The sequence below is a fragment of the Kitasatospora sp. NPDC001119 genome, assembly GCF_053598475.1.
Map to the genome: position 1 here is coordinate 1 of NZ_JBSFKI010000044.1, position 12,300 is coordinate 12,300.

The following is a 12,300-nucleotide window of genomic DNA, read 5'->3' on the forward strand; positions in this document are numbered from 1 at the left end:
GCAGGGGGGACCCTGTGGGAGAGTAGGACGCCGCCGAACAATTCTTCAGAAGAACCCCCATCCGGGTCCCGGATGGGGGTTCTTCGCATTTCCGGTGACGTATCGTCAGGGCATGGACGATCAGACAGCGGTCATTGCGAACGATGTGCTCCGGCCCGCGCAGTGCGACGGCGCTCTGCGTGTTCTGGCGGAGGCCCAGGCGGTGGACGGCCGGGCCGCCGTGTCCGAGCAGGGCCGGCTTCGGCTGCGGAACGCGGAGACTCCGCGCCCGGGCGTCATCCATCTCGTAGCGACCGAATCCGGGGCCGAACCCGAGTCCGAAACCGGAGCCGTCCTCGGCTACGGCCAGCTGGAGGTGCCGGAGAACCCGGCCGCCAACCCCGCCGCCGAGCTGGTGGTCGATCCCGCCGTCCGCGGTCGCGGCCTGGCCCGCCCGCTGGTGGACGCCGTCCTGGCACAGGCCCACCGCGCGGGGCGCGAGGCGGTGGACTTCTGGGTGCACGGCGGCCACCCGGCGGCCCGGCACCTGGCCGAGGCGTACGGCGCGGAGCTGGTCCGCGAACTGCGCCAGATGCGCCGGCCCGGCCCGCAGACCGAGGACGTGGTCGTCCCCGCGGGCATCGAGCTCCGGACCTTCCGCCCGGGGGAGGACGACGCCGAGTGGCTGCGGCTGAACGCCCTGGCCTTCGCCCACCACCCCGAGCAGGGCACCTGGACCGAGCAGGACCTGGCCGAGCGGATCGCCGAGCCCTGGTTCGACCCGGCCGGCTTCTTCCTCGCCACCCGGGACGGCAAGGTGGTCGGCTTCCACTGGACCAAGGTGCACCCGGCCACCGCCACCGAGCCCGAGCTCGGCGAGGTGTACGTGGTCGGCGTGGACCCGGCGGAGCAGGGCAGCGGCCTCGGCCGGGCACTGACCGCGGCGGGCCTTCGCCACCTGACCGGCAGCGGCCCCGGCGAGCGCGGACTGGGCGCCGTCCTCCTCTACGTCGACGCCGACAACCCGGTGGCCGTGCGGGTGTACGAACGCCTGGGGTTCACCGTCCACGAGGTGGACCTCATGTACCGGGCCCCGTACCGGGCGCCCCGCCCCGCCTAGCCGTCGGTAGCCGCCGGCGGCCGGAACGCCCCCGGAACACCCCCGGACCGGGGCACGGACCAGGGAACGGACGGGGTACGGGACGGCCGAACCCCTTGCCCCGACCGACTCAGCTTTCCTCCCGGCCATGCGGTGTTTACCGTGGATTCAATTGCTGCCGCGAAGATCACAGGATGAAGTCCGTAGTGTCTCGCTCGTGCAGAGTCGACCGCCACGCACCGGCCGGTCCTGTACGGACCGCGCCCGGAGGGTGGGTGCTGTCCCCGGGTCCGGCCCGGGGCGAGGGCGACGGCCCGCAGAGCCCATCGCGTCCGGACGCCGTCCTGCTGCTGGAGGAGCTGGAGCCCATGAGCATCCCCCGCCCCGTCTCTGCCCCGCTGTCGCCCCCGGCCCGGATGTCCAGCGCGCTGGGGATCCCGCCGGAGCTGCCGGCCACGGACGACGAGGAGTTCGAAGCGCTGCCGCAGGGCCGCTTCCTGGACCGCGAGCGCAGTTGGCTCGCGTTCAACGAGCGGGTCCTGGAGCTGGCGGAGGACCCGGGCATCCCGCTGCTGGAGCGGGCGAAGTTCCTGGCGATCTTCGCGAGCAACCTGGACGAGTTCTTCATGGTCCGGGTGGCCGGCCTCAAGCGCCGGATCGCCACCGGCGTCGCCACGCGCAGTGCCTCCGGCCTCCAGCCGCGCGAGGTGCTGGACCTGATCTGGACCCGCTCGCGCGAGCTGATGGCCCGCCACGCCGCCGCCTTCCAGCAGGAGGTGCTGCCGGACCTCGCCGCCGAGGGCATCGAGCTGGTCCGCTGGTCGGAGCTGGCCGAGAAGGAGCAGGCCCGGCTGCACACGCTGTTCCGGCAGAAGATCTTCCCCGTGCTGACCCCGCTGGCCGTCGACCCGGCGCACCCCTTCCCGTACATATCGGGACTCTCGCTGAACCTGGCCGTCGTGGTGCGCAACCCGGTCTCCGGGCACAAGCACTTCGCGCGGGTCAAGGTGCCGCAGTCGCTGGCCCGTTTCCTGGAGGCCTCGCCCCAGCGGTACGTCCCGCTGGAGGACGTCATGGGCGCCCACCTGGAGGAGCTCTTCCCGGGGATGGAGGTGCTGGCCCACCACGCCTTCCGCGTCACCCGCAACGAGGACCTGGAGGTGGAGGAGGACGACACCGAGAACATCCTCAAGGCCCTGGAGAAGGAGCTGATGCGGCGGCGCTTCGGCCCGCCGGTCCGGCTGGAGGTCGAGGAGTCGATCGACCCGTACATCCTGGACCTGCTGGTGCGGGAGCTGAACATCACCGAGGCGGAGGTCTTCCCGCTGCCCGGGCCGCTGGACCTGACCGGGCTGTTCGGGATCGCCGAGCTGGACCGCCCGGAGCTCAGGTACCCGAAGTTCGTGGCCGGCACGGCCCGCGGGCTGACCGACGTCGAGTCGGCCTCCCAGCCGGACATCTTCGCCGCGATGCGCGAGCGCGACGTCCTGCTGCACCACCCGTACGACAGCTTCTCCACCTCGGTGCAGGCATTCCTGGAGCAGGCCGCCGCCGACCCGGACGTGCTGGCGATCAAGCAGACCCTGTACCGCACCTCCGGCGACTCGCCGATCGTCGACGCGCTGATCGACGCGGCCGAGTCCGGCAAGCAGGTGCTGGTGCTGGTCGAGATCAAGGCGCGCTTCGACGAGCAGGCCAACATCAAGTGGGCCCGCAAGCTGGAGGAGTCCGGCTGCCACGTGGTGTACGGCCTGGTCGGGCTGAAGACGCACTGCAAGCTCTCGCTGGTGGTCCGGCAGGAGGGCGACACCCTGCGCCGCTACTCCCACGTCGGCACCGGCAACTACCACCCGAAGACGGCCCGGCTGTACGAGGACCTCGGTCTGCTCACCTCCGACCCGCAGGTCGGCGCGGACCTCTCGGACCTGTTCAACCGGCTCTCCGGCTACTCGCGCCGCGAGTCCTACCGCCGTCTGCTGACCGCCCCGCGCGGCCTGCGCGACGGGCTGGTCGCGCGGATCCACAACGAGATCGCCCACCACCGGGCGGGCCGCCCGGCCTACGTGAAGGTCAAGGTCAACTCGATCGTCGACGAGGCCGTGATCGACGCGCTGTACCGGGCCTCCCAGGCCGGGGTGCCGGTGGACGTCTGGGTGCGCGGGATCTGCGCGATCCGCCCGGGTGTCCCGGGGCTGAGCGAGAACATCCGGGTCCGCAGCGTCCTGGGCCGCTTCCTGGAGCACTCCCGGATCTTCGTGTTCGGCAACAACGGCGATCCGGAGGTCTGGATCGGCAGCGCCGACATGATGCACCGCAACCTGGACCGCCGGATCGAGGCGCTGCTGCGGATCACCGATCCGGCGCACCGCGCCGAGCTGTCCGGGCTGATCGACCTCGGGGTGTCGGACGAGACCGAGTCCTGGCACCTGGGGCCGGACGGCGCCTGGACCAGGCACTCGCAGGACGCCGAGGGCCGGCCGCTGCGACACGTCCAGGACCTGCTGATCGACTCGCGCCAGCGCCGCAGGGCCGCCACCTCGCGCTGACGCGCCCACTGATGCGAGCCGCCGGAGCAGTCGGGCCCCTCGGGCCCGAAGGGGACCTGTTCCGGCGGTCGGCCACCAGCTCCGGGGGACCGCCCTGGGAGAACGGGGATCTACCACGCCATGACCGAAGCGCCGATGACGGCCCAGGCGGCCTCCACAGCGACCGCCGGGGACATCCTCTCCCGCCACCTCACCGTCCAGGCCGGCGCCTTCCTGCGCGCGCTGCCGCTGGCGGTGGGCGAGGTCGGTGCCAGACCCGGGACGGCCTCGACCGTCCCGTCGGCCGGCACCTCGGACCTGCTGCGGGCCGTCCGGCGGATCGGCGGGCTGCTGCACACCTTCGGCTCGGTCTTCGAACAGACCTGGGCGCAGGAGTCGCGCACCGAGCTGCGCTGGCTGCTCAACCTGCTGGCGCTGGAGCCCGGCTACGTCCGCCGCTCGGCCCGGCTGCTGGGCGCGCTGGACCTGCTGAGCGGCACCGACCCGGAGGGGACGGGCATGCTGGCCGGCCACGCGGGCGCCCCCAAGGCGCGCGCGCTGCTGGACCGGCAGCTGACCCTGGCCCGGACCAGGGCGCACTCCACCGTGCTCCAGGAGCTCCGCTCCGCCCGGCTGCACGCCCTGGCGGACCGGATGACCCTGCTGGTCGGCGAGGCGCCGCTGCTGGACTCGGCGGACGGCCGGGCCCCGGCCGTGCTGCTGCCGCAGGCCGCCGCCGCGTTCGCCGCGCTGTCCGCGGGCGCCCAGCAGCTGCCGCTGCAGCGGGCCGCGACGCCGTACGGCGGGGACGGGCTGCGCCGGCTGGGCGCGGTGCCGGCGTCCCGCGGGGCGACGGACGCGGACACCGCGCTGGCGGCCGACGACGCGCCCTGGGCGCGGTTGCGGATCCTGGTGAAGCGGGCCCGGTACGTGCTGGAGGTGTGCGGCCGCGCCTCCTCCGAGCTGGACGGGCTGGACGCGGTGCTGGACCGGCAGCAGGAGGCGGCGGACGCCGCCGTCACCGCCGCCACCGCGGCGCGCACCCCGCGGATCACCCCGGCGACCGCGTACGTCCTGGGCGTGGTGCACGCCGACCAGCGGCTGGAGGTGGAGTCGGCGCGGTACGCCGTCGGCCGCCGCTGGCCGGACCTGCCGCCCGGCCCGGACGGCTGGCTGGAGCTCGTCCCGGCCGACGCCTGGGGGCACTCCGTCGCACCCCGGACGGTCTGAGGTGGGCGAGCGCCCCCGCACCGGCCGGGCGGCGGCCGGTGCGGGGCACGGCCCGGTGATCCTGGCGGCGGGCGCGGTGCTGTGGCTGCCGGGCCGGCCGAAGAAGAGCGGCCGGCTGGGGCGGCCGCGGATCGCGCTGGTCCACCGGCCCAAGTACGACGACTGGAGCCTGCCGAAGGGCAAGCTCGAAGCCGGTGAGGGGATGGCCGAGGCGGCGCTGCGCGAGGTCCGGGAGGAGACCGGGTTCCACTGCCTGCTGGGCCCGGAGCTGCCTACCCAGCACTACCGGGTGCAGGGCCGTCCGAAGGAGGTCCGCTACTGGGCGGCGGTGCCGTCGAGCGGGTCCTTCCGGCCCAACCGGGAGGTGGACCGGCTGGACTGGCTGCCGGCCGGGAAGGCGCGCGCACGGCTCACCCACGACCAGGACCGGCTGCTGGTCGACGCCCTGCTGGCGGTCCTGGGGGCGGAGCCGGTGCGGGCCGCGGGGGCCGGGCCGGTGAAGGAACGGTGGAAGTGATCTCGTCGCGCCCTCCCCGTGACGCAACCGTTACTACCTGACGTAGTTTCCTGTCATCCGTTCGAGGTTCACTCGCCGTTCACTTGCGACCGGCTGTCGTGTCACTTACCCGGCCTAACTTCGGGACCACCGGAGGGCCGCACGGGCCCCGGACCACAGCAAAACCCGCGCTGGGCCGTACGCGTACGGCGCACGCCAAGGGCAATGCCACAGAAAGGGACACCCCTGTGAAGCTCCAGCGGAACGGCCGCTCCAAGGCCCTCGCGATCGGTGCCATGGCGCTCGTCAGCTCGCTGTCGCTCGCCGCCTGCGGGTCGGACAACAACAACACGACCGCGTCCGGTGGCTCCAACGGCTCCGCCGCGACCAGCGCGATCAACTGTGGCAAGGCCGGTTCGCTGATCGCCGCCGGTTCGACCGCGCAGACCGCGGCGATGGACGTCTGGAAGACCAGCTTCGCCGCCGCCTGCTCCGGCAGCACGATCAACTACCAGGGTGGCGGCTCCGGTGCCGGCATCCAGCAGTTCAACCAGGGCAAGATCCAGTTCGCCGGCTCCGACTCGGCCCTCAAGCCGGCCGAGGTCGACGCCTCCAAGGCGGTCTGCACCGGCGGCCAGGGCATCGACCTGCCGATGGTCGGCGGTCTGATCTCGCTGGTCTACAACGTCGACGGCGTCGACAACCTGGTCCTGGACGGCCCGACCTCCGCCAAGATCTTCGACTCGCAGATCACCAAGTGGAACGACCCGGCGATCGCGGCCCTGAACCCGGGCGCCAAGCTGCCGGACGCGGAGATCCAGACCTTCCACCGCTCGGACGACGCCGGCACCACCGAGAACCTGACCAAGTACTTCGCCGCCGCCGGCGGCGGCGCCTGGACCTACCCGGCCGGCAAGGCCTGGGCGGCCAAGGGCGGCCAGTCGGCCAACGGCAGCGCCGGCGTCTCGGCCCAGGTGAAGCAGGTCAAGAACTCGATCAGCTACGTCGAGCTGGCCTACGCCCAGACCAACAGCCTGAAGAGCGCCGACATCAACACGGGCGCCTCCAAGCCGGTCGCGGCCACCGCCGAGAACGCCGCCAGCACCATCGCCAAGGCCCAGGCCGCCGGCACCGGCAGCGACCTCGCGCTGAAGCTCGACTACGCGACCAAGGACGAGGGCTCCTACCCGCTGGTCCTGATCACCTACGAGATCGTCTGCGACAAGGGCAACAAGGCCGAGACCCTCGACACCCTGAAGTCCTTCCTGACCTACACGGCCAGCGACGCGGGCCAGAAGGCCGTCGGCGAGAAGGGCTACGTCCCGCTGCCGAAGGCCGTGACCGACAAGGTCAACGGCGTCATCGCGACCCTGGCCTGACCCGACAGGACCCCCGGTGGGGCGGCCCCGTGAGCGAGGGGGGCCGGGGCCGCTCCACCGGAACGCACCACACCCAGCACCACGTCCGGGGCACCGCCGCCATGGTGCCGTTCCCCCTTCCGGGGCGGCACCACCAGACCGGAGTAGACCAATGACTTCATCCTCCCCTGCCGCCCCGCGAGGCAGGGAACGCCGGCCGCGCGACAGCCGGGTCGGCGACAAGATCTTCATGAACCTCGCCCGGGGCTCGGGCATCCTGCTGCTGGTCATCATGGCCGCCATCGCGGCGTTCCTGACCTGGCGGTCGGTCCAGGCCCTGAGCACCAACGAAGGCAACTTCCTCACCTCCTTCGAGTGGACGCCGGACGCCCCGAAGCCCGTCTTCGGCATCGCCGTCCTGGCCTTCGGCACCATCGTGAGCGCCGTCATCGCGATGGCGATCGCCGTCCCGGTGGCCATCGGGATCGCGCTGTTCATCTCGCACTACGCGCCGCGCCGGATCGCCCAGCCGTTCGCCTACCTGGTCGACCTGCTCGCCGCCGTCCCCAGCATCGTCTACGGCCTCTGGGGCGCGCTCTTCCTCGTGCCGCACATGGACGGTCTGACCAGCTGGCTCAACGAGTACCTGGGCTGGACGTACATCTTCGACCAGACCAGGACCGGCACCCCGCGCAACCTGTTCACCGTCGGCATCCTGCTGGCGATCATGGTCCTGCCGATCATCACCGCGGTCTCCCGCGAGGTGTTCCGCCAGGTGCCGCGGATGCACGAGGAGGCGGCGCTCGCGCTCGGCGCGACCCGCTGGGAGATGATCCGCACCGCGGTGCTGCCGTTCGGCCGCCCCGGCATCATCTCGGCCTCGATGCTCGGCCTCGGCCGCGCGCTCGGCGAGACCATCGCGGTCGCGGTGGTGCTGTCCGCCAGCAACGTCCTGTCGCTGCACATCCTCGACGCCGGCGGCGGCACCTTCGCGCAGAACATCGCGCTGAAGTTCGCCGAGGCCGGGGACAACGGCCGCAACGCGCTGATGGCCTCCGGCCTCGTCCTGTTCGTCATCACCCTGCTGGTGAACGGTGCCGCGCGACTGATCATCGCCCGCCGCAAGGAGTACTCGGGGGCCAACGCATGACCGTCACCGCGCTCGTCGAGGACGCCCGGCCCGTCGGCCGTCCGCTGACCGCCAACCGCCTGCCCAAGTGGGCCCCGGCCGCCGTCGCCGCCGGCTCGATCGCCCTCGGCTGCGGGATCGGCGCGGTCGGCGGGCTGGCCAGCCACCTCCAGTGGGGCCTGATCTCGGGCCTGCTCTTCCTCCTGATCAGCTACACCCTCTCGGCCCAGGTCGAGGGCCGTCGGCAGGCCAAGGACCGGTTCGCCACCTCGGTGGTCTGGGTCGCCTTCATCCTGGCCGTCGTCCCGCTGGTCGCCCTGACGGTCTACACCGTCCAGCAGGGCATCCACGTGGTCGACGGGAACTTCCTGGGCCACTCCATGAAGGGCGTGATCCAGTCCGGGCCCGGCGGCGGCATCTACCACGCGCTGATCGGCACCCTGGAGCAGGTCGGCCTGGCCACCGCCATCGCCGCCCCGATCGGTCTGCTGACCGCCGTCTACCTGGTCGAGTACGGCCGCGGCACGCTCGCCAAGGCGGTCACCTTCTTCGTCGACGTCATGACGGGCATCCCGTCGATCGTCGCCGGTCTGTTCATCCTCTCGATCTGGAACCTCGCGCTGGGCTTCAGCTACTCCGGCTTCTCGGGCAGCCTCGCACTGGCGATCCTGATGATGCCGGTCGTGGTCCGGTCCACCGAGGAGATGCTCAAGCTCGTCCCGAACGAGCTGCGCGAGGCCTCGTACGCGCTCGGCGTGCCGAAGTGGAAGACCATCCTGCGGATCGTCCTCCCCACCGCGATCGGCGGCATCACCACCGGTGTGATGCTCGCGGTCGCCCGCATCACGGGCGAGACCGCCCCGGTGATGATGCTGGTGTTCGGCGCCGACTCCATCAACAACAACCCGTTCGAAGGCCCGCAGCAGTCCCTGCCGATGTACATCTGGCAGCAGTACTCGCAGGTCAACAACGACTTCGGCTACGCCCGTGCCTGGGGCGCGGCGCTGGTGCTGATCGCCTTCGTGATGGGGCTCAACCTCATCGCCCGGGGCATCGCGCGCTGGCGCTCGCCCAAGGGCGGGCACTGAGCGACCGACTGACGTACGAGACAGACGAGAGAAGCAACGATCATGGCCAAGCGCATCGACGTCAGCGGACTGTCGGCCTTCTACGGCACCACCAAGGCCATCGAGGACATCTCGATGAGCATCGAGCCCCGCTCGGTGACCGCCTTCATCGGCCCCTCCGGCTGCGGCAAGTCCACCTTCCTGCGGACCCTCAACCGGATGCACGAGGTGATCCCCGGCGCCCGGGTCGAGGGCAAGGTCCTCCTGGACGACGAGAACCTGTACGCCTCCAACGTCGACCCGGTCGCCGTGCGCCGCTCGGTCGGCATGGTCTTCCAGCGCCCGAACCCGTTCCCGACCATGTCGATCTACGACAACGTGATCGCCGGTCTCCGGCTCGCCGGCGTGAAGAAGAAGGCCGTGCTGGACGAGGTGGTGGAGCGCTCGCTGAAGGGCGCCAACCTCTGGAAGGAGGTCCACAACCGGCTGAACAAGCCGGGGGCCGGCCTCTCCGGCGGTCAGCAGCAGCGCCTGTGCATCGCCCGCGCCATCGCGGTCGAGCCCCAGGTCCTGCTGATGGACGAGCCCTGCTCCGCGCTCGACCCGATCTCCACCCTCGCCATCGAGGACCTGATCGGCGAGCTGAAGGAGCAGTTCACCATCGTCATCGTGACCCACAACATGCAGCAGGCGGCCCGCGTCAGCGACCGCACCGCCTTCTTCAACCTGGCCGGTGTCGGCCAGCCGGGCAAGCTGGTCGAGCTGGACGACACCCAGCGGATCTTCTCCAACCCGCAGGTCCAGGCGACCGAGGACTACATCTCCGGCCGCTTCGGCTAGACCGGCCCCGTCACGGGCGGCGCCCCGGCGCCGAGCGGCGTGACGGACCGCGAGCTGTCCCGTGGTGCTGCATGGCGGTGCCGCCACGGGGCATGGAAAAGGGCCCGCCCCCGAGATGTGGGGGCGGGCCCTGTCCGTTCGTGCGTCCTGCTCCGCGCGTCCTGCTCCGTGCGTCCCGCGGGGCCGTCAGCCCCAGAACAGGTGGGCGAACCAGTACACCAGCGCCGCGACGAGCGCGGCCGCCGGCATCGTGATGAACCAGCCGAGCACGATGTTCTTCGCGACGCCCCAGCGCACCGCGCGGATCCGCTTGGTGGCCCCCGCGCCCATGATCGCCGCGGTGATCACGTGGGTGGTGGAGATCGGCGCCTTGAAGACGAACGAGGTGACGTACATGACCGTGGCGGCGGTGGCCTCGGCGGCGAAGCCCTGCGGCGGGTCCAGCTCGATGATCTTGCGTCCGAGCGTCCGCATGATCCGCCAGCCGCCCGCGTAGGTGCCCAGCGAGAGCATGGTCGCGCAGGAGATCTTCACCCAGACCGGGATCCCGTTGCCGGACTGGTGGCCGGAGATGGTGAGCGCCATCACCACGATGCCCATGGTCTTCTGGGCGTCCTGGAGACCGTGCGCCAGCGCCATCGCGGCGGCCGAGGCGGTCTGGGCGACCCGGAAGTTGCGCTTGGCCTTGTGCGGGTTGGCCCGGCGGAAGATCCACAGGATCGCCAGCATCACCAGGAAGCCGCCGACCAGGCCGACCACCGGCGAGACGATCATCGGGATGACGATCTTGTCGAGGACCCCGCTCCAGATCACGTCGATGCCGCCGGCCATCGCCGCGCCCACCATGCCGCCGAACAGCGCGTGCGAGGAGGAGGACGGCAGGCCGAAGTACCAGGTGACCAGGTTCCAGGCGATCGCCCCGACCAGGGCGGCGAACAGGATCACCATGCCCTTGTCGCCGGTGGGGGTCTCGATGATCCCCTTGGAGACGGTGTGCGCCACGCCGCTGCCGAGGAACGCGCCGGCCAGGTTCATCACCGCGGCCATCGCCAGTGCCGCCCGGGGGGTGAGCGCCCGGGTGGAGACCGAGGTGGCGATCGCGTTCGCCGAGTCGTGGAAGCCGTTGGTGTACGTGAAGAAGAACGCAACGCCGACGACGGCGATGAGTGCTGCCATGTCCACGAGGGTCAGGACTCCTTGACGGCGATGGTCTCCACCGTGTTGGCGACGTGTTCGAACGCGTCCGCCGCCTCCTCAAGGACGTCCACGACCTGCTTGAGCTTGAGGACCTCGATGGCGTCGTACTGACCGGAGAACAGGTGGGCGAGCAGCTTGCGGTGGATCTGGTCGGCCTGGTTCTCCAGCCGGTTGACCTCGATCCAGTACTCGGTGAGGTTGGACATGCTGCGCAGGTTCGGCATCGCCTCGGCGGTGAGCTCCGCGGCGCGCGCCAGCACCTCGATCTGCTGCTCGATGCCCTTCGGCAGGGTCTGGATGTCGTAGAGGACGACCAGGTCGACGGCCTCCTCCATGAAGTCCATGATGTCGTCCAGCGACGAGGCGAGGCTGTAGATGTCCTCGCGGTCGAAGGGCGTGATGAAGGACGAGTTCAGCTGGTGGAAGACGGCGTGGGTGGTGTCGTCCCCGGCGTGCTCGGCGGCGCGCATGCGCTCGACGATCTCCGCACGGGCCGACACGTCTGATCCCAGCAGCTCCAAGAGGAGCTTCGATCCGACGACGAGGTTCTCCGCCGCGGCGGCGAACATGTCGTAGAAGCTCGTCTCCTTCGGGGTCAGGCTAAAACGCACGGAAATCTCCGATGTGCGGGGTAGGGACTGAACGATGCTAGGTGCAACCAAGCGCAATCACGCAAACGGGGGGCCGGGGAAGGAGCCGGAAGCTCCCCTTCCGTTCGGCTGCCGCACCGGCTGATCCGGACCGCACCGCCACGTGCGGACTCGAGCCCTCAGTCTGACGGAACCTCGCCCGGATTGTCCCCGTCGTGCGTACGGAAGACCGGGGCGCCGCTCAGACGGGTGAACCGCCGGCCACCCCCGCTCCCGGCCCGGCGGCACGTGCCGGGTCGGCCGTCGGAACACCACGGAGGGCCCCGGTGTTGGACACTGGTGGCCGACGCAGCCACCAGGCACTGAGACGAAGGCGGGGCCGATGACCACCACGCAAGCGCGCACCGAGCCGGAGCACGCGCAGGGGACCGACCCGCACGCCGGCCACGCCCCGGCCGGGCACCACGGCCCGCACGGCTACAGCGCGCAGAAGGACGCCCACCTCAAGCGGCTGCGCCGGATCGAGGGCCAGATCCGCGGCCTCCAGCGCATGGTGGACGAGGACGTCTACTGCATCGACGTGCTCACCCAGGTCTCGGCCGGCACCAAGGCGCTGCAGTCCTTCGCGCTCTCCCTGCTGGAGGAGCACCTGCGGCACTGCGTCGCCGCGGCCGCCGAGGAGGGCGGCGCCGAACTGGACGCCAAGGTGGCCGAGGCCACCGCCGCGATCAGCCGCCTGCTGCGCAGCTGAGCCGCCGGCCGTCCGCCGCTCCGGGGCCCGCCGCGCGGG

Annotated in this window: 11 protein-coding genes; 9 read left to right on the forward strand and 2 right to left on the reverse strand. The window is 71.3% G+C overall.

Features of this window, described 5'->3' with window-relative positions; all coding sequences use genetic code 11:
* The first annotated feature begins 112 nt into the window (after positions 1-112).
* The 8 genes from mshD (at position 113) to pstB (ending at position 9,723) form a co-directional block, all read left to right on the forward strand.
* On the forward strand, positions 113-1,099 hold the full coding sequence (mshD, locus tag ACWDD9_RS36555) for a mycothiol synthase (protein WP_449813979.1): 987 nt from the start codon (positions 113-115) through the stop codon (positions 1,097-1,099).
* Between the two features lie 347 nt (positions 1,100-1,446).
* Positions 1,447-3,624: an RNA degradosome polyphosphate kinase gene (locus ACWDD9_RS36560; RefSeq protein ID WP_063780380.1), complete on the forward strand. Its 2,178-nt coding sequence runs from the start codon at positions 1,447-1,449 to the stop codon at positions 3,622-3,624.
* Between the two features lie 120 nt (positions 3,625-3,744).
* Entirely contained in the window at positions 3,745-4,833 is a 1,089-nt protein-coding gene (locus ACWDD9_RS36565; protein ID WP_074006420.1) for a CHAD domain-containing protein, read from the forward strand.
* Position 4,834: 1 nt separating this feature from the next.
* On the forward strand, positions 4,835-5,350 hold the full coding sequence (locus tag ACWDD9_RS36570; RefSeq protein ID WP_049655980.1) for an NUDIX hydrolase: 516 nt from the start codon (positions 4,835-4,837) through the stop codon (positions 5,348-5,350).
* A 227-nt stretch (positions 5,351-5,577) separates the two neighbouring features.
* Positions 5,578-6,708 (forward strand): phosphate ABC transporter substrate-binding protein PstS, encoded by a 1,131-nt coding sequence (gene pstS / locus ACWDD9_RS36575; RefSeq protein ID WP_181970641.1) that lies wholly within the window; start codon positions 5,578-5,580, stop codon positions 6,706-6,708.
* Between the two features lie 151 nt (positions 6,709-6,859).
* Positions 6,860-7,837 carry a phosphate ABC transporter permease subunit PstC gene (pstC, locus tag ACWDD9_RS36580; RefSeq protein WP_049655977.1) on the forward strand — a complete coding sequence of 326 codons (978 nt, stop codon included), beginning with the start codon at positions 6,860-6,862 and terminating at the stop codon, positions 7,835-7,837.
* Complete coding sequence (gene pstA, locus ACWDD9_RS36585) at positions 7,834-8,904, forward strand: phosphate ABC transporter permease PstA (protein ID WP_049655976.1); 1,071 nt, start codon at positions 7,834-7,836, stop codon at positions 8,902-8,904. Before pstC ends, pstA begins: the two co-directional genes overlap by 4 nt.
* A gap of 42 nt (positions 8,905-8,946) precedes the next feature.
* Positions 8,947-9,723, forward strand: coding sequence for a phosphate ABC transporter ATP-binding protein PstB (pstB, locus tag ACWDD9_RS36590; RefSeq protein ID WP_049655974.1), 777 nt, complete (start codon positions 8,947-8,949; stop codon positions 9,721-9,723).
* Positions 9,724-9,909: 186 nt separating this feature from the next.
* Here pstB and ACWDD9_RS36595 read toward each other — a convergent pair whose 3' ends face one another.
* Together ACWDD9_RS36595 and ACWDD9_RS36600 are read right to left on the reverse strand one after the other, a co-directional pair.
* A complete protein-coding gene (locus tag ACWDD9_RS36595) occupies positions 9,910-10,905 on the reverse strand; it encodes an inorganic phosphate transporter (protein WP_049655972.1) in 996 nt (331 codons plus the stop codon).
* A 5-nt stretch (positions 10,906-10,910) separates the two neighbouring features.
* Entirely contained in the window at positions 10,911-11,531 is a 621-nt protein-coding gene (locus tag ACWDD9_RS36600; protein ID WP_030059626.1) for a DUF47 domain-containing protein, read from the reverse strand.
* Between the two features lie 361 nt (positions 11,532-11,892).
* On the opposite strand from ACWDD9_RS36600, the gene ACWDD9_RS36605 reads away from it, so the two are divergent.
* Positions 11,893-12,261: a metal-sensitive transcriptional regulator gene (locus ACWDD9_RS36605; protein WP_049655968.1), complete on the forward strand. Its 369-nt coding sequence runs from the start codon at positions 11,893-11,895 to the stop codon at positions 12,259-12,261.
* Positions 12,262-12,300: the final 39 nt, after the last annotated feature.